The organism is Ignavibacterium sp., from assembly GCA_032027145.1.
Classification (GTDB): domain Bacteria; phylum Bacteroidota; class Ignavibacteria; order Ignavibacteriales; family Ignavibacteriaceae; genus IGN3.
The window spans coordinates 250,352-271,552 of the sequence record JAVSMP010000001.1; the positions used below are offsets into that span (position 1 = coordinate 250,352).

Consider the following 21,201-nt stretch of genomic DNA (forward strand, 5'->3'; position numbering starts at 1 on the left):
AGTTTTTTTTATAAATATTATTTCTACTCCTTTATTAATCCATGCTTTGTAAAGGATAGTTCAGTCTTTTTAATTTCGTCAAACAAGTCAAGATTTTTTTGTAGTCTTTCCTGAAGTTTATGATAAAGATGATATTGAACAGCGATATGATTTAGTGATTTTACTTTTATGCCGTTTAATTCCAATCTGAATTGCACATCGGAATCTTCTCCAATCGAGGGAGCTTCATAACGTTCATCAAAACCGTTTATCGCAAGCATATCTTTTTTGAAGAGGGAAAAATTACAGCCGAGAAGTCCGCGCACTTTTTTATTTAATAGTTTTCTTAAAAACTTATTTTCAAAATAAAATCCTTTTTCAACATAATTGGATTTACCAAACAGAGCATCTTCGAGCAGTAAAATATTATTTGATTCAAGAAACCCTTCTTTGATCTTATCTTCTGTTAATAAGCTTGTTATCTTTTGGGAGAGATTAACTCTTCTGCCAGTACAAACTGTGTTTGCAGAGCTTTCTCCTAAATGTTCTTCTACAAATTTAGAGTGCGGTACACAATCGGAATCAATAAAAATCAAATGTTCTGATTCGGAAACAAGAATCGCCTGATTAAGAATTTTGTTTTTTCTGAATCCTTTATCAGGATGCCAGACATGTTTAATCCGAAAAGAATAATTGGAGGAAATGCGTTCAATCTCTTTAACAACTTCTTCCTTTGAGCCGTCATCAGCAATTATAAATTCAAATCCTTTTTCGGTTTGTCTTTCAAATCCGGCAAGAATAAGTTTTAAATACTTTATGTTATTATAAAATGCGGCAATAACAGAAGTCTTATTCATTCTCGTTTAAGTCTTCCTGAATTTTCTTCTTTATCTTTTTCTTCTCCTCATCCCTGTCATAAGCTTTTACATTCTTTTCGATCTTCGGCGGTTTTTGAGGAACAGGAATTCGTTTCTTTTTCTTTTCCACAGATATTTTAGTTTTGGTTTTCATATTATCCAATTGCAGCAGATACTTTGTTCTGTCCAGCAAAATAAAATTAAAATATTGCGTAGATAAATGGTGCAAGCGCAGAACCCTGTGTTACAATTATCAGTGCACCAAGCAGAACTAAAAATAAAATGATCGGCAACAGCCACCATTTTTTTCTTACTTTTAAAAAATCCCAAAGCTCTGATAGTATTGATAGTTTGCTCATATTTTTTTCCTCTCTGTTCTTTGAGAACTTCGTGCTCAATCTTCGTGCACTGTGTTGTTAAATATTTTTACCACAAAGGACGCAAAGTTAGAATTGTCTTTCATAATTAATTTGTTGCTTTGCCGGATTTTCTCTTTTCTCCCAGTATGTTGATGCGTCTTTATCAAATCCTAACGGCATAAACTTTTTACCAACAAATTTTGCAACTAGTCCTATTGGCGTAAGAATAATGTAAAACAATATTGTTAATATAATTCTCGACATTATAAATCCCAGTACTAAGGCAAGCATCATCCAGAGTGTATGGAATGGACGCAGTACCGGGATTGCAATGAATGCAAGTATAACAAATAATCCACCAATGATTGAAAAATAAATAAATGATGTCTTGACCAAATACCATAAAAGCAAAGAGATAAGAATCAGTACTACCCCAACTGTAATTCCTGTCTTCTTTACTGCTTCATCTGAGTTATCAATATGTTTTAGTTCTTCTTTTAGCATAGCTTAATCCAGTACAAATTCTTTTTTCCAATCAACATTTTTTTCAACCGGCTTTTGATCTTCCTTATTCAAAATGTAATTGCCAAGCACAAGATAATCCATATTCGTTCTCATAAAACATCTGTAAGCATCTTCAGGTGCACAAACAATCGGTTCGCCTCTAACATTGAAGGAAGTGTTGATAATTACTGCATAACCAGTTTTCTCTTCAAACTTTGAGATAAGTTTGTGATAACGAGGATTTGTTTCCTTATGCACTGTCTGCAGTCTTGCTGAGTAATCAACGTGTGTTATTGCAGGAATATCAGATCTTACAACATTAAGTTTTTCAATTCCCCATTTTTTATGTTCATCATCAGTCATCGGAATTCGGCGTTCTTTCTTTACATCGGCAGTAAGAAGCATATATGGACTTTCCTTCTCTATCTCAAAAAAGTCACTTACCTTTTCATACAGCACAGATGGGGCGAATGGTCTGAATCCTTCCCTGAATTTTATTTTGATATTCATAGTTGCCTGCATTTTAGGTGAACGTGCATCACCAATTATTGTTCTTGAACCTAATGCACGGGGACCAAACTCCATCTTTCCATCAAACCAGCCGATAACTTTCTCTGAGTTGATAAGATTTGCAACTGTTTCAATCAATTCGTCTTCATCATATCTCTTTGCAGAAAGATCAGATGAATGAATGAATGATTTTATCTCTTCTTCTGAGAACTTAGGTCCTAGATAAGATCCTTTTTGTGTGTCTGTTTTATCGTCTGCAGTTCTTGGTTTGTTATGATATTTATACCAGCCAATTAATGCCGCTCCAAGTGCTCCGCCTGCATCTCCTGCCGCCGGTTGTATCCAGATATTCTCAAACGGTCCTTCACGAAGCAGTCTTCCGTTTGCTACACAGTTTAGTGCAACTCCTCCTGCAAGACAAAGATTTTTTAATCCTGTTTCTTTATTAACGTGGCTGCCTATCTTCAAAACTATTTCTTCTGTAACTTCCTGCAGTGATCTGGCTATGTCCATTTCTTTCTGGGTAAGATTTGTCTCTGGAACTCTTGGCAATCCTCCGAATAACTTATTGAACTTTTCGTTTGTCATTGTAAGTCCCTGACAGTAATTAAAGTACTCCATATTCATACGGAAGGAGCCATCTTCCTTTACATCTATTAAATGATCATAGATCAACTTTTTGTATTTCGGTTCGCCATAAGGAGCTAAGCCCATTACTTTGTATTCACCTGAGTTTACTTTGAAGCCTGTATAATATGTTAACGCTGAATAAAGCAATCCAAGTGAATGTGGAAATTTTATATCTGCTAAAAGCTGAATATTATTACCTGCACCAATTCCATAACTTGTTGTCGTCCATTCACCAACTCCATCCATTGTGATAATAGCAGCTTTGTTATATGGAGAAGGATAAAATGCAGATGCTGCGTGCGATTCGTGATGCTCAGGAAATATGATTTTACCTTTGTAACCAAGTTTATCTTTTATCATTTCCTTCATCCACAATTTTTCTTTAATCCACAACGGCATAGCTTTGATAAAAGACTTTATTCCAACCGGAGCATAAGTAAGATAAGTTTCAAGCAGCCGTTCAAATTTTAAAAATGGTTTATCGTAGAATGCAACAAGATCAAGCTGATCAGCTATTATTCCTGAATCAGCAAGACAAAACTCAATTGCTTTTTGCGGAAAATTGTGATCGTGTTTTTTTCTGGTAAATCTTTCTTCTTGAGCAGCAGAAAGTATCTCGCCATCTTTTACAAGACAAGCGGCACTATCGTGGTAGAATGCTGATATACCGAGTATATACATGCTATTTGATTACATTTTATTGAATAACATCTGATTTATTCTTCCAGTCCTGAACCCACTCCATGTTCATATTTAATAACGGCACTGCGAGTATTCGCCCTCCAAATCCCAGATAATTATAAGCAATTGACTGGAGTGATAAAACCTGAATGTTGTTTAATACATCAGGAAATATTTTTAAGTTGTATTTAACAGCAAGGTTCGAAATAAAATTATTGAAAGCTTTATGCTGTTTTTTATATCCAAGTTCGCGTCTTAGTTCTTCATTTGCATTTAAGCTGACTTTAACAGAGTCCTCTTTTATATCAATCAGTTTAAAGATTAAAAATCTGTTGTCAACTGAAACAGGACCATATATTTCATTTATGTTCATCTTATCGGCAATCCTGCCGATCTCTCCGTTTTCAGTTACAGAAAAATAACCGGATTCAATCTTATCCTGATTTACTGGATACAACGATGAATAATACTCTGCTATTTCTCTGAAATCTTTTCCAGACTCAACCTCAGCAAGGACTTTTTCCATGGTTTCAAGATTTTCTGAAAATATCTGAATGATATTCACTTTTTTGGTTTTGATATTTTTGCTGCTGCTCTGCAGATACGCTTGTAATTCCTGATCAGTAACATCAGCAGAATCAATAAAACTGGAAGTTAGAAGCTGCATATAATAATTATCTTTCCACATTTTTATTTGCTCTTTTACTAAATCAGAGTTTTGCAGCCCTAATCTGAATCCTTCATCTGCAAGCATTTTATATTCAGTAAATTTTCTAAGCTTGTTACTCAAGGCATTAAAAATATAACTGTTAACTATTTTATCCACAGAAAGAATATCAAATCTTAAGAAAGAAAGAAAGTTATCAACAGAATAGTTTTTAGAAACCATATCAACAATAGTAAGACCCAATGTATCAGGACCGAGTTTCTTTTTAATATAAGGTATATCGAAAATTGAAAGTGAATAAGGAGGCGACGACTCACCTTCTGAGTATCTGTTATTCAAAACAGAATATATTTCTGAAGTTACAATTCTGAGGAGTTTTGAATTTACATGCATCCTTTTTTCACTCAAAAAATCTTTTATGTAGATATCATAAAGGTCAGATTCAGCTCTTTCAATAGCAATCCTTTCAGAGCTTTTATAATCATTTTCCCATCCTCTGGATTTATAAAGAACCGGATTATATCTCCTTAAAATTTTAAATATATACCAGCCATCTTCCATCCGAATCGGATTTGAAACAGAACCATCCGGAAGCGGAAACAACTGATCTTCAATGAATTTATTCAATTCGCCTACTGATACGACTAATGTATCATTCTTATCAGTCTTTAACTCTGCAAACAAGCTGTCAAACGAAACGCCGAGTTTGATGAGATTATAAATATTATTTATCTCTTTTACATCTTTGGAATAGATATAGATCATCTGCACATTATTTGCATTGGCAAGATAAAATGATAACAATGAATCAGCTTTTGATCTTGCTTTTTCCCTTATAACTTTCTTATAAAGAGCATCGCGCACAAACATTTCTTCAAAATATTCTAGCGATTCTTTAACAACGGCAGAAGTATCAAGTTTTATTTCATCACCATATTTTGAAAATAATTTTTCAGCAATCAATGAGTACAAAAATTCAAGTTTTAATTCTTTTACGATTTTTTTATTCTCTCTGAATAATTGAGGCGTTAACTCATATCTTACTTTAAACTCCTGTTCAGTAATTACTTTATCTCCAATTCTGGCAAGTATATTATTCTCCTGCGGATAGATCATCAGTAACGGAAATACTGCAAAAAATGTAATATTTAATATAGATTTGATCATTTAATTCTATTGTAGATTTGTTTCCGGCAAAATATGCCTTAATACATAAAAATAAAAAGTAAATAAATTTATATTTTACAACTGTAAAATAAGCATCTATCAGGAGATATTTTGTCTAAACCAAAGAGAGTAAAAATCAACAGAGAACAAAAAAACTCTGACTCAAATAACAGTAATGATTTAAAAAAATCAATCAAAAAACCACCATTTTGGTTTAAGATAGTTTTATTCGCAATTCCATTTGCACTTATTTTTCTGATAGAACTGTCACTAAGGATTTTCGGTTACGGAAAAGATTATTCACAATGGGTAAAAATTGCTCCCGGTCAATTAGTGCTCAATCCTGATGTTGCATACAGATATTTTCATTCAACCGAAGGCGTTCCTTATTCAAATCAAAATAGTTTTTTTTCAGAAAAATCTGAAACTACATTCAGAGTCTTTATTATGGGCGGCAGCAGTGCAGCAGGCTATCCTTATACACCAAATGGTGACTTTGGATTATACTTAAAAAAGAAACTCGAGATACTTTATCCAGCTTTTGATATTGAAGTAATCAATATTGCTTTAACTGCAACAAATTCTTATACGGTTAGAGATTTATTGCCAGGAGTAATAGATCAAAAACCTGATTTAGTTTTATTCTATACAGGACATAATGAATTTTATGGTGCTTATGGTGTTGGTTCAATGGAATCAATCGGGCAATCAAGGGTAATTGTAAATTTTATTTTATCACTTGAAAAGTATAAAACTTTTAATCTGCTCAGAGACTTTCTTCAATGGATTCAAAAATTATTTGCTGGCGGTAATTCAGACGGAGCATTAAAGAAAAGCGGTACATTGATGTCCCGAATGGTTAAGGATCAAACAATACCATTTAATTCCGATGTTTATGACTATGGCATTGAACAATTCCGCGGTAACTTTGATGACATATTAAGTATGTGCAAAGAAAGTAAAATTCCCGTAATAATATCTACACTCACCTGTAATTTACGGGATCAACCGCCATTTGTTTCATTAAAGGTAAAAGAACTGCCCGAAGCTAATGATGTTTATAACAGAGCTAAATTAAATCAGAGTGATTCCATCCAGGCGTTAAAAGATTTCATTTATGCAAAAGACCTTGATGGATTGCGTTTCAGAGCTCCGCAAAAAATTAATGATATAATAATTGAGTACTCAAAAAAGTATAATATCCCGATTGTCGATATTGATTCAGTTTTCAACTCAGTCAGTCCATATGGAATTACAGGCGATAATCTTATGACTGATCATCTTCATCCTACATTTGATGGATACAAGTTAATCGGAAAATCTTTTTTTGAAGTAATGAACAAAAATAATTTTCTTCCAAAAACTCAAAGAATAAAAATTGAACCCGCTGTTATAGACAGTCTGACAAATCAGAATGTTTATATCACAAAATTGGATTCAATTATTTCTAAATACAGAATCCTTGTGTTGAAAAATGACTGGCCTTATAGTGAACCTAAAACTGTGGCTTATATGCTGAAATTATTTAATCAGCAGAACAAAATAGACAGCATTGCAGTAAAAGTACTGGATAACCGGTATTCGTGGGAACGCGGACACCGCGAAGCGGCTGAATATTATCTTCATAAAGAAGACTATAATGAATTTGTAAAAGAAGCTAATGTTTTAATTACACAGTATCCGTTTATAAAAGAATATTATTCTTTTACTGTAGAACAATTATTGTCTGCTAAAAAATTCGATGATTGTTATCCGTTTTTAATCAAAGCATATAAAAGATTTCCGGATGCTTTATTTGCTAAATGGATTGGTATCATTGATCTGTCAAAAGAGAGAATTGATAATGCAATTTTTTATTTAAATGAAAGTCTCAAATACTCTTCAAGAGATGCACAAGTTTATTTTAATCTTTCAGGTGCTTATTCAAAAAAGAAAATGTATAACGAGGCTCTTAACTCGGTAAATAGCTGTCTTGCTCTGAATCCAAATTATTCAGATGCTTCAAGATTAAAGGAACAGTTAAGTCAAATTATCAGATTACGGAAATAAAACCGGCTAATGGTTTAAAAATAAAAAGCCGATCATCCGACCGGCTTTTGCTCAGAAAAACACTATGCTTACTTCAACAGCATCATCTTTTTAGTTAATGTAAAGTTGTTTGAAGTTATAGTATAGAAATATACACCGCTGGTTAAACTTGAAGCATTAAAGTCAACTTCATAGTTTCCTGCAGTGCGGTACTCATTTACTAAAGTTGCTACTTCCTGACCCAAAGTATTAAATACTTTTACGTTAACCATTCCTTCCTGTGGAATAGCAAAACGAATCATAGTTGTTGGGTTAAATGGATTCGGATAGTTCTGAGATAACTCATAAGTAACCGGTGTGCCATTTTGCAAATCTCTTACATCAGTAACCACGTTAACAAGGTCATGATCACCCATTGTACCAAATACATTTTCGACTGTAGCACTAATCATATTTGACGTTAAATTAATAAAGTGATCAGCACCTACACCGTTTTCATTATCATTACCACCCTGGTTTGAAGGTAATCCCCAGTTTGCGCCATATTTATACTGAATTCTTAATGGTGAATACTGTGGAAAAGTAACATCACGAGACCAAATGTTATCGCCTGCTGTTACGTCACCATTAGTACCGTTATCATATAATTTAATTGTCTTGGTACTATCAGCATTTGGCCAGCCGCCATCAGGCCATTGTAATGGTGCATTGGCACCGCATAATCTAACATCATCAATAGATGTAAATGGCTGTTGGTTAATTGCAGAAACTGCGCCTGCCATATTAACAGTAAACTTAATGGTAACAGCGAAGTTTGTAACTGTTGATAATGTTGCATCATTAAATGTTCTGGAAATAAATGCTGCTCCAAAAGACATATCATCTCCGGTAACAGTATAAGTTTTGTTAGGATCATTTTCCCAGGTTGTGCCAGTTGTTCCTATGTAAGCAAATTTATAACTAAATACTTCGCCTTCAAATGTGAAAAGTCTAAAAGTACCCTCATAGATGTTTGGATCGGTTAGGCTTTGGAACAATAAACTATTTGATCCCCATCCATTAAAGCTTCCTCTTACAGACAGGGTATCTGTTGCAGGGTTGAAACGACCGGAAACTATTTCAAACTCCATGTTACAAGAAAAGGTAACATCAATTGAATCCGGTACTGCATATTGATTATCATCGTTAAAATAAGCTGAAAAAATGCTGCTGCCTGCAGGTACTATATATTCCCTGTTGTTAACACTTTCCCATCCATCTGCACCTTTGATAAACTTGAAAAATAATGTATCACCAACATTAAAAGTTTTGGTAATTGTATAAATTGTATCTCCATCAGTATCAGTCATAACATCAGCACCATTGTTCCATCCGTTAAAATTGCCAGCAATCTTAACCGGATCGCCGATCGTAAACTGACCTTTTGAAGCCTGAACTCCCATATCTACTTGAAACTCTACGGTCTGAGCTAACGCAAAGTTTGCAAGCAGCATAAAGAAAAATAACCCGAATAATTTTTTCATTTTTTACTCCTTTTTTTATGGATTGTTAAATTTATTAGAAATCATGTTAGTTACAAAGTTAAAATTTAATACCAAAAGCAAATTGTTGAGTATATTCAAGTACTCCAAAATCCTGGTATGCATAATCAAACACTAAACCGAGTGTGGGCGTAATATCGTATTTAAGTCCAACGCCGAAAGTTAAACCCTCTTCAGAATTATCAAGATATAAAGATTTATAACCGCCCCTCAATGATATTACATCAAAAACAGAATACTCAATACCGAGATTAAGTGATTCGGCATTATCATTAGGATGATATGCATCGACAGCTAATGTAACCTTATGGTTTTCGATATCAACAACATCCATTGCTATACCTACTTTAAATGTCAGTGGAATCGGATAAGAATCAGTGTTAAGCTTTGCAAGTATCTGATCATTATTGCCATATATCTGAGAATTAATATCATACTGAACAAAAAGATCTTTTCCATCAAGCTGCATATCAGTTCCAAAGTTAGTTATAGCAGCACCAATCCTTAATCCGTAGATATCAGATAAGAATAATACCCCAAGATCAACTGCAAAACCATTAGCTGTTGAATTCCAGATTTTTTGATTAATATATTTAAAGTTAGCTCCGATAGAAAACCTATCAGTTAAATTATATGCATAAGTTAAAGAAAAGAACATATCGTGAGGCGTAAAAAACTCACCTGTTCCATCAGGCTCTGTCATTGTGGTAACTTCAAGATCGCCATAATCAAGATAACCAACGCTTAATCCGACAACCCCCATATCACCAATTTTGAGCATTGAACCAGCCCAGTTATAATTAATATCAGCAAACCATGATAAATGTGTAAACATTGCCTCATTTGATTCAAGTCTTGATGCACCGGCAGGATTCCAGTAAAGAGCTGAAATGTCATTTGCAGTTGCAACAAATGCTCCACCCATTGCAGAAGCCCTTGGACCAACACCTATGTTTAAGAATGGTGAAGCAGTTGATCCAACTTTTGTTTGACCGGCTAAGCTTACTGCAAAAATAAAACTAAATAATAAAATAAATCTTTTCATTTTGTCTCCATTATTTTATAAGGGCAAACTTGCCGATTTTAGATCCAACATTCGGAATCTCAGCTACAAAAACATAAACACCGTAAGCAACATCAAGATTTTCTTCAGTTCTCAGATTCCAATAAACATCGCCAACATACAGATCATCATGATAAAGTGTTTTAATCAGCTCACCTCTTACTGTAAAAATTGAGATTTTTGTACCAGGCGGAATGTAAGTAAACCTGATCTCTCTTTCGCCCCGTCCGCTTGTTTGAGTACTTAGCAATCTGGATTCACCCTGATGAGTAACTACATAAGGATTAGGCACAACTTTAATTTTATCCAGCTCGTTTGAAGCGAGACTATTGTTGATAGTTGCACCTGAAGTAATAAATGTTATAAAATCATTTCCGTTAAACGGTTTTTTAGTGTATAGATCAAGTGTACCTCCTGTCGGCAATGGTGTATTAGCACCTACATAATACAGATCAACCTTCCAGGTGTTTCTTAATGTAGTATCAACCATATCCCTGAAATAAATTGAATAAGTTGTAGATACTGTTCCTGATTTTTTGTAAAAGAAATCAATGTATCTGTTTTGTGTTAAATTTTTGACTTTAAAACTAACAGGTGTAGCAGGGAAAAAGTTTGACGGATTATTTGGCGGAAACAACCTGTATTCTACTGAAGTATCTACAACTTCAGTATAGAATTCAATTGAATAATCATTCGGTAAAGTTAATCCATTATTCTGAGGATAATTTGTACTTTTCATTATATCAAAAGTAAGGTTACCCGCTGTTCCGATAATATTAGAAAATCCTGATTTGTCCTGATCAAGTTTTATCACCATATCGTTTTGCATCTGCAATCTGAATCCATGTCTTATAGGTGTATTGCCTGAAAACAACTTTGATCTGGCTACCAGACTATCATACGGGGCAGTATATGATGTACCTATCAGTTTAAATGGAAGTCCATTAACATAAATTGTATCATTGCCAGAGGGAATCTCAATAGTTTCCAGCGGTGCAACAATATATTCTTTATTTATTGAAGGAATATATACTGTATCAGGCGTTTGCAAATCTATAAGCGACCAGTTAATCGTGTAACCTTCATTACCAGAATCCTGAAATGCAACTTTATACTTAAAATTATTCTTTATTGCTTCATCATCTACAACCTCAATATTAAACGAACCAGTCCCGATAAAGGGCTGGGATTTTTGAACATCAAGAATTGCTGCGGGGGTATAACCAGCAGGTCTTACGCCCGGAGTAATAAAACCAGTATTATCATCTGTTATGATTAATCCGGTATTATCTCTTCTGATAAATTTTGAATTTTCAGTCGGGAAAATATCCTGTGTTGCATCACCTTCGTCATAAGCACAAACTGCGTAATAATAAGTCTGTCCCAGAACAACACTCGAATCAACGAACTTATTTACTAATCCAGTATTTGAACCAAGATAAAATGTTGTACCGCCAACCTGTTCAAGCAGTCTTTGCGATGGATAAAAGAACCCTTGTATTGTATCTACAAGATCATACTGAGCTATAGGTCTGTCAAATGATAACACCCCAAGTGCATTAGTAACTACTCTGGAATCGTGAAAGTTTGCATCTGTAGCTCTGTATATTCTATATCCCTGAAAATCTTTCTTCTTGGTTATAAAATCTCTGTCGTTTTCTGTTTTTTCACCATCCCAATAAATAACTACCTTACCATCTTCCTGGGTTAAAGTTATCTTTGGTTTTTTGGGGGGCTGAGGAAATTTGTAACCAGAATTATAAATCTGCTGAACGATCTGCTTGTTGCCAACGATATCGTTAAGATCTTCTCCAAAGAGAAGTGAAACAGAAAATCTTTCTTTTATATCAGGATTACCATAACCTGGCACAAGCGGAAAAAATCCTGAAGCATAAATAAAATCTCCATCCTGCGGAACCGGCGGAATTACATCAAATCTACCCGGGGTCATTCTTCCCCAAAGTAATGAATCTTTGGAAAGATCCGGTGCAGCGTTAATATTGAAGAAATTAAAACTTGTTAAACCGATTTGATCAGATTCATCCGGATCAGTTCTGCCGAAGTTTGGTTCTCCCTGATCAGGAATACCATTGCCTTCCCCAAAATCTGGTCCTGGATAACCATTATCGCCAGGTCCTAAACCATCAATACCAATATCATCAAATTGTGGGTCCCAGTCGCCATCTTCATCAATATCATTATCTCTTCTTTCATCTATCATTAAATCATTAACCCCTGCGCCTGTTCTGTAATTTTTATATTTAAGTCCTGATAATCCTTTTAAAATTCTTGCTGTGTAGTGTATTGCCTGATTTTCATCAATCAGACCATCAAGATCATTATCTATTCCATCATAAGCAGATGGATGTGGAACTGAAACTCCGTTTACAATTGAACCGATGTGCCCTTCGCGAAAATACTTGCCTGACTCGATAATAAACTGCACACCCATGGAAGTTACTGTATCAGGTAAAGAAGAGATAGTATATAAAGATCTTTCATAAGTTTGTGGATCAATAAGTACAATAACACTTCCAACTGTATATGTTACTGAATCAAAATCAGACTGAACAAAGGAAGGTGATGGGCTTTTAGAATCATCATCATTATCAATACCATCAAACGGATTGCCTGGTGATTCCAAAAATGAGTATCCGACATACCCTACTTTCTGTCCTTTATTCCCGATTCCATCACTATCCCACGAATAAGTTATCCATTCATCTACATCAAAATAACCAAGGTCATCTCCACTATCGCCATCTCCACCGGCAAGAGTTCCAACCACAGTACCAAAATTTGCTTTACGGTAAACTGTTGTTCCGTCATTAGTTATATCATAAAGCCAGAATATCGCATCTTCAGCAAGGAAGTTTGACCATTGAAAGCCTCTTACTCTCATCTTCAAAGCCATACCATTTCTGCTCTGATCTCTACTATCGGGTGTAAATATTCTATTTAATTGTGTATTTGGATCACTAAAGTTAAATTCATCGTCAGATTGATCATCTGCATCAAACAAGGATTCCTGATCTGCGTTTTGAATACCGCGCCCAAAATATCCAAACCACTCAGTTTTTCCAAAATCATCTTTCCACGAAGAAGCTATTGGATCATTCCAGCCTTCCACAGGCCAAGAATTGGGTAAATGACTCATTGCAACAGTTTCAGCATTAGGATTAACAAAACCAGGGATTGGATTCCATCCCCAGAAATAATTTCTTGATGGATGTCTTTCATCTGATTGACCTTTACGAGGACCTCTCGAAATTATAACTGAGTGCAAAGTATCGCCTAAAGTATTGACGAACTCAACTCCAATCAAAGGGATACAATCTCCGATGTAATTTTCGCCTGAGCCTAAGGGCCATTCACCTCTGATATCTATACCTTGATTAAATCCGGCGATCTGTCCATCATTATAAAATGAAATTCCAATTCGATTGCCGGTATGTTTACCCATTCTTAAAAGAGTAGGATCACCTCTTTGTGCCAACAACTCTGTATTAAGCAAAGTGAACAGAAGTAATATTATTATTAAAATTGTTTTGTGCATTTCAATCTCTTTCAATTTTTAAAAATTATATGAAAAACCGAGTTCAACTCTTCTGGGCTCTGAGAAGAAACCGGGATTAGTATATATTTCATCCAGAGTGTTGTAGTATAATTTTGGTTTGATCTTCTCCGCTTCCAAACGGCTAAATGTAAAAAGCGGATCACCTGAATCACTGTAAACATTTCGGGGATTATCCATATCTAAAAGGTTATAAACTTTCAGGAATAGTGATAATGTGGTACTGCCGATTATAAAATCTTTATACACTCTTAAATCAAGATTTAAAATACTTGGTTTTATTTCGCTGTTCCTCGGAAAAGCATTTTGTGTTACGTTAGTATTTTTATTAACCTGTGGAGTATAGGGCTGACCGGTATAAAAGTTACCGATCAATGAAAAGCCGTAATCTCTTTCAACTGAATAAGCAATAGAAACATTTAAAGTATGAGCCTGATCCCAATTAAGCGGGGCAATAAATGTTTCGGGTAAAGCACCGCCAAGTAATGCATTTCTTGCATCTGCCGGATTTGATGCATTACCTTTTGTTACAGAATAAGTGTAATCAATACTTGCTGCTAAACCGCCCGAAAATCTTTTTTCTAAACTAACTATAAATCCCTTTGAGAATCCAAAATCAGAGTTTGCATATCTGCTGTAACTTGAAGCACCGCCAAACACTAATATTTCATCACTTTGGGTACCCGTAAGATCTCTAAAGTCTTCAAAGAATACCGTAACATCTACAGCAATATCATCACCTATCTGCTGCTGAATACCAATTTCACCTTTTACTGTTTTCTGAGGTTTTAAATCAGCGTTGCCAAATAACCCCTGATTACCAGAACCAACACCTAGTTCAAATTCAGGGTTGGTATATAAAAACTCATAAGAAGGTAACTGGAAGAAATGACCATAAGAAAAATGAAGTACGCCTTTATCAGTAATAGGAAATGCGAGTCCAACACGAGGACTAACCTGAAATTTTACTGAAGCATCTTTGTACCAGTATTTTTCACGGTCGGCAATTGTTTTCATAGTTTCTCCTTCGCCCGGATCATAAACGCCATCACCATTTAAATCATTAAACTGATTTGAGGGTTTTAATGGATTTGCAATGTTCGGATCAGTTGGATCATTAAGCACAACACCATCAGGATTAAAAATATCCAATCTTGCACCGATATTAAAAATCAAATCAAATGCTTCAAACTTCGATTGAACATAGAATGCCCCTTCAACCGGATTATGCAAATATTCATTATTTAATGGCGAAGTTATCGGGGCAATATCTACAGTATTAGTACCTTCAATTGTTGTTGGGTATAATGTGATATCCTTAAAATATATACTGTGTCTTTTGAATTCACCGCCAAATTGTAAGTTGATTTCCTGAGAAAATTGCGTGGTCCAATCTAATTTTGCTGAATATGTGCCAGTACTTCTTTTAAACCTGCTGTAATCAGTTCCGCCAATATCAAAACTATAAGGCGGAGTTTGCAAGGCTGTGTTATTAACATATTTAGTTTTAAAAGTTTTAGGATCAGTATAAATGTCTTCAAATAAAAAGTGTTTATACTCTTTGTAGAAATAAGAAAAATTAAGATTATAAAAAGATGAGTTTGATATTGCATGATTGATAGAAAATATGTTGGAATATCCTTTTCTAAATCTCTGCAGATTATTATCAGGAGTTAATCTTCTCGAATGATTATAATCCTGATATTCTTCTCTATCAAGAACATAGTTGTAATTAAGTTTTACTCCGGGCAAAAATCTATAAGTTAGTTTACCCTGTCCATAAATTTTTTCATTAGGATTCATAGAAATGTATGAATCATCGCCATTCTTTGTAATATTAAAATCGGATCCGCCGCTTCCGGATACTTCTGTTGCTCTGTCGGTAACAAGAAAAAATCTTTTCCCGTATAAGTAGCCGGTGTTATAATAATATCTTCCATTTATGTAAAAGAAAAGCTGATCCTTCAAAATCGGTCCGCTTAGGCTTCCTTCAAAATTTCTTATAGCAACCGGGTTGATGCTTTTAATATTCCAGAACTTATCATCTCTGTTTGAAAAATAATCGCCGGTATAGGTCTGGAAGCTCCCATTAAAACTGTTACTTCCGTCTTTTGTTACAATATTGATAATTCCGGACATTGCCTGTCCGTATTCTGCATTGAATGCACCGCTAATTACCTGTAATTCCTGCACTGCATTTGCATTAACATTAATAACAGAACTGCCATCATAGGCATCGGTAAGAGGAACACCATCAACCTGATAAGCAACCTGCCCGGATCTGCCTCCTCTAACGTGAAGATCGCTTCCGGATGATACAATACCAGCCTGCAGTGAAAGTAAATCTGTTATTTCTGTTACAGGAAGCTGTGATATCATATCTTCTCCGACAACAGAAGTAGTTGCAGTAACATCTTTCCGGATTAATGGTTTGGTTGCAATCACTACTACTTCTTCATTAAGCTCAAGCGCAGTTGAGTGTAGTGCAAAATCCTGTGTTGCAGTAAAACCGCTAGCTACCTTTATACCTTGTGCAGTAATTGAATTATAACCAATTGCAGATGCCTTTACTGAGTATGTACCGGGCGGCAGGTTAATTATAAAATAATTTCCATCTAAATCGGATGCCGCACCTTGAGTTGTGCCTTCTACCATCACGTTAACAAAAGGAAGTGCTTCACCAGTACTTGCATCGGTAACTTTCCCGGCAATTTTCCCGCTTTGCCCAAAAGTGATTAGTGAAGAGAAAAATAAAATTATAAACACAGTAAAAAACTGTAAAGTAAACTTCATAATATTCCTCCGGGAGGTAATTTTTAAATCGTTATTGAATTTTAATGGTAAGAGTATCAAATACTATCTTTTACTCTCAACAAAACTTTACATTTAACAAAACTTACAAAAACATTGATGTAATTTAATAAAAGAAACATTCAATTTTATCAAACCTACCTCTTCATAAAACATAAGGTTCTGATTGAGATCAGATTGCCTTATTTTTTTAAGAAATCTTGCTTTTATGTTAAATAATTAAAGAAAAAGCAATTGATAATTGATTCGCTTTTTTTGGGACGAAGACTTTATCTAATGCAATAAGAAACATTATTGAAAGGTTACTGTTTGCTGAACTCGACCATACCCCCTAAAATATACTTTGCATTGTATCCTGCTCTTTTTAAATAATCAACTGCTGCTGCAGATCTATTCTGTGTCCGACAGATCACCAAAATTTCTTTATCTTTAAATTTTTCCAGTTCATCAGCCCTTTGATCAAGACTTTGTAATGGAATATTTATTGACGATTTAACTGTACCAAGCGGTCCAGCATATTCTTCAGGGGTTCTTACATCAAGCACAATAATATTGCTGTCTGATTTAAGTTTCTCTTTAAATTCAGACATCGTAAGCGAATTATTAGATTTATGTTGAGGGAAATTCAAAAAGTTCATGATCAGGAGAAAACCTAAAATGTTAATAAAAAATTTTATCATTTTTATCCTTCTTTAATTTAATCCGCAAAGACCAGAAGAACATCCGCCACCGTATGATGGCTCTATTCCACAATTACCTGTTTCACATCCTGATGAGGAAGCTGAAAAGCCAACTGAACTAAATGTTGAAAATATTTTTTGGTTTTCTTTTGAATTACATTTTGGACAAGCTGCATCTTCCTGGTTTGATAATGATTTATGAAATACTTCAAATTTAGTATTACAGTCTTTACATTTATATTCAAATATGGGCATGGTGTTTTTCCTATTATTTTTATTTATCACAATCGTTTAAATCTAAAAAATTCATCAATCTTTTATGTATATCATCAGTTATCCTGACATTGTATTTTTTGTAGTAATCAATTGTTAAACCGATAGTATTAAAATACTTCTGACAATCGGTGCAATTATCAAGGTGATGTTTAATTGCAGCACACTTATCAGATTCAAGATCCTCGCCAAGGCTTTCGCATATATGCTGCATTACATCTTTACAGTTTGGATTTTGCTCACTCATCTACTAAATGCCTTATTTAACTCTTTTCTTAAAAACGCTCTTGCTCTGTGTAACCTGGATTTTACCGCCGGAACTGATAATTCAGCCAGTTTTGCAGTTTCTTCAGTGGATAATCCTTCAACATCACGAAGCAAAAAAACCATCCGGTACTCAGGGTTAAGTTTATTGATTGCTTCATCAAGATTTTTTTTCAACTCAGCATTTTCAATATTCTGATTAGGAATAGTTGACCAATCTGCTGTGTAGCGGTCCTCATAAAGTTCATCATCGTTATCAATTGAAACAAATGATCTGTTTTTATCTTTTCTTGCCAGCATAAGACAATGATTTGAGACAATTCTATACAGCCATGTTGAAAGTTTTGAATTTCCATCAAACTGATGAAGACTTTTAATCATACTGTAAAAAGTTTCCTGCATTATATTCTCGGCTTTATCCCTATCCCTGCAGATTTTAAATGAAAAGTTATAAACAGTCTGTTCATTATTTTTTACTAAACTTGCAAGCGCTTGTCTGTTACCAGACTTTGCCAGTTCTATCAGTTCTCTTTCTTCCATCCGTAAGATGCTCTATGTAAAAAGTGGATTCTTATTGTAAACAAAAATAGCAAATAATTCTTTTATTGCTAAATATTCAAATTTTTAAGCTTTTTAAGGCGTTTTTTTGTTGCACAGTATTTGCTCTAATTTAATAAAAAATATTTTTCAGGTAGGAATTATGAGTTCAAATAAATATTTAGAAGCAATTAAAGAAAATGAACTTTTCAGGGGAATTGATCTTAATTCAATTAACTTCTCGTTTGATAGTAAAAGAATTGTTGAGCTTAAAGAAGGTGATTTGGTTTACTCTTCAGGACAGCCGGCTGACTTTGTTTATCTGATACTTGAAGGTGAGGTTAAACTTAAGTTAACAACTTTAAAACGGCTGGTTTTTAAGAAGGCTAAGCAGTTCGTAGGAGAACAAGAAATAATCTCCGGTACAGAAAGAAACTCTTCGGCTCTTGCTAACAGCAACTGCACACTTTATAAACTAGACGCTGATGTTTTAAAAAATAATTTAGAGTCTCCAGTAAATTTACAATCACGAATAAATACAGAAGCTGAAATAGTTACAGAAAAACCAGCGATAGAATTTAATCTCCCGCTTATAACTCCTGAAAAAACAGCTCCTGTTATAGCTGCCGAACCTAAGAAGTTCGATTTGAATCAATTCAAAGATTTTGAGCCGGATAGGAAAACGGTTGTAGATATTGATAACATTAAGGTATCTCATTATCACAGGGAACCTGACCTTGATGATATTATACAAGAAAAATATCTTAAAAGTGATAATCAATCTTTAAAAAGTCAGTTGTTAGATAATTCAAATGATCTTGGTAACTGGGTTATTACTGAAACAAATCTTGATATCTCGCCTTCCTCCAAAAAGACCTCTTTCCACGATAATGAAAAAATTGAAGTTGACGAAGTTATTACTCCATCTGGAAGAAGGCATACTGAATCAACAGAACAACAAAACACCTTGCTTCCAAACACCGGTGACCTGCAATTAAATGCTAAAAATATAGCTGAATTTCTGACGCAGAAAACTAATTCATTGGTTGGCGCTGTATATGTGGTTTCTTCGGATAAAAATTATCTGGAAGAATTATATCAGACAAATGAATCTATTTATAAAGGTAAGAAATCGCTTAAGACCGGTTTGATCGGTGCAGTAGCAAAAGATAAGAAAATAAGATACGCTGTATCATTCAAAAATGATGTTAATTATGATCCTGAAACTGACCTGCCGAATGATTTTTCAGGTAATACTTTAATATTTATTCCTTTCGTTGATGATAAAAATGAACTGCTTGCAATCGCTCAGCTTGGTACTAATGAAACAATGTTTACAAAAGCAGAAGAAAGTAGTTTAAAGGATTATGCTTCTAAATTAGTTGGACTGTTTAAACCGGATCAAATGCCTGTTCAAAAGGCTCTGATTAAAATAGCTCAGTCAACAGATATCTCGCAGTTTGCAAAATTTTTACTGAACGATGTTAAAGCTCCGCTGTTAACAGTTAGACATTATTCTTCTATACTTTCCCGTTTTGATTTGGCAGATGAGATAAAGAAAGTAATATCTTTATTGTCAACACAAGCCAACAAGGTAATTGACCTGATTCAGGGAACACTTGATTATGCGGAGAAGAATACAAAACTGAAGATGGAAGTGGTTAACTTTAATGAATTTATGGAACAATCACTAGTTGTCTTATCCGAATATACCGAATCAAGAAATATAAAGCTTTTCAAAAAACTTGGTATGGATGCAAGGATTAAAATTGATACAAGAAAATTTTATGTCGCATGCTTTTATATTTCCAAGTTTGCCTGTGATGTTATGAAAAGCGGAAGTAATATATATTTCAGCTCAGAGTTAAATGATAATACACTTAATCTGATTATTAAAGATGAAAACAAAATCATAAAAGAATCAGATGTTGATAATTTATTTAATCCCAATTTGTTCAATGATAACGGAGATAATATCGGATTGAGCCTTGCTATTTCAAAATCCATCATTGAAACAATGAATGCAGATATAAAATTACAATTCAACAACCCAGGATTACTTTACCAGATTTCAATTCCAGTTTCTTCGTAGTAATTTTATGGAATGAAATTTAATCTTGTCACTATACTTGGTCCAACAGCAACCGGCAAGACAAAACTTGCAGTTCAGCTTGCTGATTACTTTAACGGTGAAATAATCTCCGCTGATTCGCGCCAGGTTTACCGTGGAATGGATGTAGGAACAGGAAAAGATTTATCTGAATACAATTTCAGAGGGAAACAAATACCATATCATCTGATTGATGTTATTAATCCAAGTGATGAATTTGATCTTTATAAATTCAAGCAGTTTTTTTTAGTTGCTTTTGAAAAAATCTCTGCTAAAAACAGGCTTCCTTTTCTTGTTGGCGGAACCGGAATGTACCTGAGTTCGGTTCTTCAGAATTATAATCTAAAAAAAGCAGACTTTGAAAAAACTCAACATGAATATTCTTCGTTGAATGATGACCAATTAAGAGATATTCTTAAAAAACTTAATCCTGCTTTGCATAACACTACAGACGTAAAAGATAAAAATAGAATTTTAAAAGCTATTGCTGTCAGTAAAGCACAACATGATAACTTAAAAAGCACAGAGATTAACTCTTACAATCTTGGAATAAATCTTTCGCGCGATGAAATAAAGACTAAGATTACTTCAAGACTCAAAAAAAGACTGGATGAAGAAGGAATGATTGATGAAGTTAAGTCACTCCTGGATTCCGGTGTTAGTTATGATAAAATGATTTTCTTTGGTTTGGAGTACAAATTTATTGCCCAATATATTAAAGGTGAATTAAATAAAAATGATATGTTCCAAAAACTGAATGCGGCAATACATGCTTTTGCAAAACGGCAAATGACATGGTTTAGAAAAATGGAGAAAGAAGGAGTTGTAATTAATTGGATTAATGGCTCTGATTTTAATAAAGCTAAAGAGTTAATAGAATTAAATGTATTTAAAAAGTTTTAGTATTTCTTCGTACTATGGAACCTTAGCGGCAAAAACAATTTCTGCCACAAAGTAACAAAGCTT

At 34.2% G+C, this 21,201-nt stretch carries 17 protein-coding genes; 3 read left to right on the plus strand and 14 right to left on the minus strand.

What is annotated here, in order from left to right; translation table 11 throughout:
• Positions 1 to 23: 23 nt before the first annotated feature.
• The 6 genes from ROY99_00960 to ROY99_00985 form a co-directional block, all read right to left on the minus strand.
• Positions 24 to 836: a glycosyltransferase gene (locus ROY99_00960; protein MDT3694927.1), complete on the minus strand. Its 813-nt coding sequence runs from the start codon at positions 834 to 836 to the stop codon at positions 24 to 26.
• Positions 829 to 990, minus strand: a complete 162-nt coding sequence (locus tag ROY99_00965; protein ID MDT3694928.1) for a hypothetical protein — start codon at positions 988 to 990, stop codon at positions 829 to 831. Before ROY99_00965 ends, ROY99_00960 begins: the two co-directional genes overlap by 8 nt.
• Positions 991 to 1,036: 46 nt before the next feature.
• On the minus strand, positions 1,037 to 1,195 hold the full coding sequence (locus tag ROY99_00970) for a DUF5989 family protein (protein ID MDT3694929.1): 159 nt from the start codon (positions 1,193 to 1,195) through the stop codon (positions 1,037 to 1,039).
• Positions 1,196 to 1,282: 87 nt separating this feature from the next.
• Positions 1,283 to 1,699: an SxtJ family membrane protein gene (locus ROY99_00975; GenBank protein ID MDT3694930.1), complete on the minus strand. Its 417-nt coding sequence runs from the start codon at positions 1,697 to 1,699 to the stop codon at positions 1,283 to 1,285.
• A 3-nt stretch (positions 1,700 to 1,702) separates the two neighbouring features.
• A complete protein-coding gene (locus ROY99_00980; protein MDT3694931.1) occupies positions 1,703 to 3,520 on the minus strand; it encodes a carbamoyltransferase in 1,818 nt (605 codons plus the stop codon).
• 16 nt (positions 3,521 to 3,536) lie between these two features.
• Positions 3,537 to 5,354 (minus strand): hypothetical protein, encoded by a 1,818-nt coding sequence (locus ROY99_00985; GenBank protein ID MDT3694932.1) that lies wholly within the window; start codon positions 5,352 to 5,354, stop codon positions 3,537 to 3,539.
• A gap of 111 nt (positions 5,355 to 5,465) precedes the next feature.
• Between ROY99_00985 and ROY99_00990 the strand changes: the two genes are divergently transcribed.
• The gene (locus tag ROY99_00990; protein ID MDT3694933.1) at positions 5,466 to 7,403 is read left to right on the plus strand and encodes a hypothetical protein; all 1,938 of its coding nucleotides are present in this window, start codon (positions 5,466 to 5,468) and stop codon (positions 7,401 to 7,403) included.
• A 68-nt stretch (positions 7,404 to 7,471) separates the two neighbouring features.
• On the opposite strand, the gene ROY99_00995 is transcribed toward ROY99_00990, so the two are convergent.
• The 8 genes from ROY99_00995 to ROY99_01030 form a co-directional block, all read right to left on the minus strand.
• A complete protein-coding gene (locus ROY99_00995) occupies positions 7,472 to 8,905 on the minus strand; it encodes a T9SS type A sorting domain-containing protein (GenBank protein ID MDT3694934.1) in 1,434 nt (477 codons plus the stop codon).
• 58 nt (positions 8,906 to 8,963) lie between these two features.
• The gene (locus tag ROY99_01000) at positions 8,964 to 9,968 is read right to left on the minus strand and encodes a PorV/PorQ family protein (GenBank protein ID MDT3694935.1); all 1,005 of its coding nucleotides are present in this window, start codon (positions 9,966 to 9,968) and stop codon (positions 8,964 to 8,966) included.
• Positions 9,969 to 9,978: 10 nt separating this feature from the next.
• Complete coding sequence (locus tag ROY99_01005; GenBank protein MDT3694936.1) at positions 9,979 to 13,542, minus strand: hypothetical protein; 3,564 nt, start codon at positions 13,540 to 13,542, stop codon at positions 9,979 to 9,981.
• Positions 13,543 to 13,560: 18 nt separating this feature from the next.
• On the minus strand, positions 13,561 to 16,353 hold the full coding sequence (locus ROY99_01010) for a TonB-dependent receptor (GenBank protein MDT3694937.1): 2,793 nt from the start codon (positions 16,351 to 16,353) through the stop codon (positions 13,561 to 13,563).
• A 320-nt stretch (positions 16,354 to 16,673) separates the two neighbouring features.
• The gene (locus ROY99_01015; protein ID MDT3694938.1) at positions 16,674 to 16,961 is read right to left on the minus strand and encodes a rhodanese-like domain-containing protein; all 288 of its coding nucleotides are present in this window, start codon (positions 16,959 to 16,961) and stop codon (positions 16,674 to 16,676) included.
• 102 nt (positions 16,962 to 17,063) lie between these two features.
• The gene (locus ROY99_01020) at positions 17,064 to 17,306 is read right to left on the minus strand and encodes a zinc ribbon domain-containing protein (protein ID MDT3694939.1); all 243 of its coding nucleotides are present in this window, start codon (positions 17,304 to 17,306) and stop codon (positions 17,064 to 17,066) included.
• A 19-nt stretch (positions 17,307 to 17,325) separates the two neighbouring features.
• Entirely contained in the window at positions 17,326 to 17,571 is a 246-nt protein-coding gene (locus ROY99_01025; GenBank protein MDT3694940.1) for a hypothetical protein, read from the minus strand.
• Positions 17,568 to 18,128, minus strand: coding sequence for a sigma-70 family RNA polymerase sigma factor (locus ROY99_01030; GenBank protein MDT3694941.1), 561 nt, complete (start codon positions 18,126 to 18,128; stop codon positions 17,568 to 17,570). The genes ROY99_01025 and ROY99_01030 overlap by 4 nt, the downstream gene beginning before the upstream one ends.
• A gap of 160 nt (positions 18,129 to 18,288) precedes the next feature.
• On the opposite strand from ROY99_01030, the gene ROY99_01035 reads away from it, so the two are divergent.
• On the plus strand, positions 18,289 to 20,217 hold the full coding sequence (locus ROY99_01035; protein MDT3694942.1) for a cyclic nucleotide-binding domain-containing protein: 1,929 nt from the start codon (positions 18,289 to 18,291) through the stop codon (positions 20,215 to 20,217).
• 12 nt (positions 20,218 to 20,229) lie between these two features.
• Positions 20,230 to 21,138, plus strand: coding sequence for a tRNA (adenosine(37)-N6)-dimethylallyltransferase MiaA (gene miaA, locus ROY99_01040; GenBank protein ID MDT3694943.1), 909 nt, complete (start codon positions 20,230 to 20,232; stop codon positions 21,136 to 21,138).
• The last annotated feature ends 63 nt before the right edge of the window (positions 21,139 to 21,201 follow it).

Excerpts from the sequence above, each read along its gene's own strand:
- ROY99_01000 (MDT3694935.1), bottom strand. The coding sequence starts at position 9,968 with ATGAAAAGATTTATTTTATTATTTAGTTTTATTTTTGCAGTAAGCTTA.
- ROY99_01010 (MDT3694937.1), bottom strand. The coding sequence starts at position 16,353 with ATGAAGTTTACTTTACAGTTTTTTACTGTGTTTATAATTTTATTTTTC.
- ROY99_01015 (MDT3694938.1), bottom strand. The coding sequence starts at position 16,961 with ATGTCTGAATTTAAAGAGAAACTTAAATCAGACAGCAATATTATTGTG.
- ROY99_01025 (MDT3694940.1), bottom strand. The coding sequence starts at position 17,571 with ATGAGTGAGCAAAATCCAAACTGTAAAGATGTAATGCAGCATATATGC.
- ROY99_01005 (MDT3694936.1), bottom strand. The coding sequence starts at position 13,542 with ATGCACAAAACAATTTTAATAATAATATTACTTCTGTTCACTTTGCTT.
- ROY99_00975 (MDT3694930.1), bottom strand. The coding sequence starts at position 1,699 with ATGCTAAAAGAAGAACTAAAACATATTGATAACTCAGATGAAGCAGTA.
- ROY99_00980 (MDT3694931.1), bottom strand. The coding sequence starts at position 3,520 with ATGTATATACTCGGTATATCAGCATTCTACCACGATAGTGCCGCTTGT.
- ROY99_00960 (MDT3694927.1), bottom strand. The coding sequence starts at position 836 with ATGAATAAGACTTCTGTTATTGCCGCATTTTATAATAACATAAAGTAT.
- ROY99_01020 (MDT3694939.1), bottom strand. The coding sequence starts at position 17,306 with ATGCCCATATTTGAATATAAATGTAAAGACTGTAATACTAAATTTGAA.
- ROY99_01030 (MDT3694941.1), bottom strand. The coding sequence starts at position 18,128 with ATGGAAGAAAGAGAACTGATAGAACTGGCAAAGTCTGGTAACAGACAA.
- ROY99_01035 (MDT3694942.1), top strand. The coding sequence starts at position 18,289 with ATGAGTTCAAATAAATATTTAGAAGCAATTAAAGAAAATGAACTTTTC.
- ROY99_00995 (MDT3694934.1), bottom strand. The coding sequence starts at position 8,905 with ATGAAAAAATTATTCGGGTTATTTTTCTTTATGCTGCTTGCAAACTTT.
- ROY99_00965 (MDT3694928.1), bottom strand. The coding sequence starts at position 990 with ATGAAAACCAAAACTAAAATATCTGTGGAAAAGAAAAAGAAACGAATT.
- miaA (MDT3694943.1), top strand. The coding sequence starts at position 20,230 with ATGAAATTTAATCTTGTCACTATACTTGGTCCAACAGCAACCGGCAAG.
- ROY99_00985 (MDT3694932.1), bottom strand. The coding sequence starts at position 5,354 with ATGATCAAATCTATATTAAATATTACATTTTTTGCAGTATTTCCGTTA.
- ROY99_00970 (MDT3694929.1), bottom strand. The coding sequence starts at position 1,195 with ATGAGCAAACTATCAATACTATCAGAGCTTTGGGATTTTTTAAAAGTA.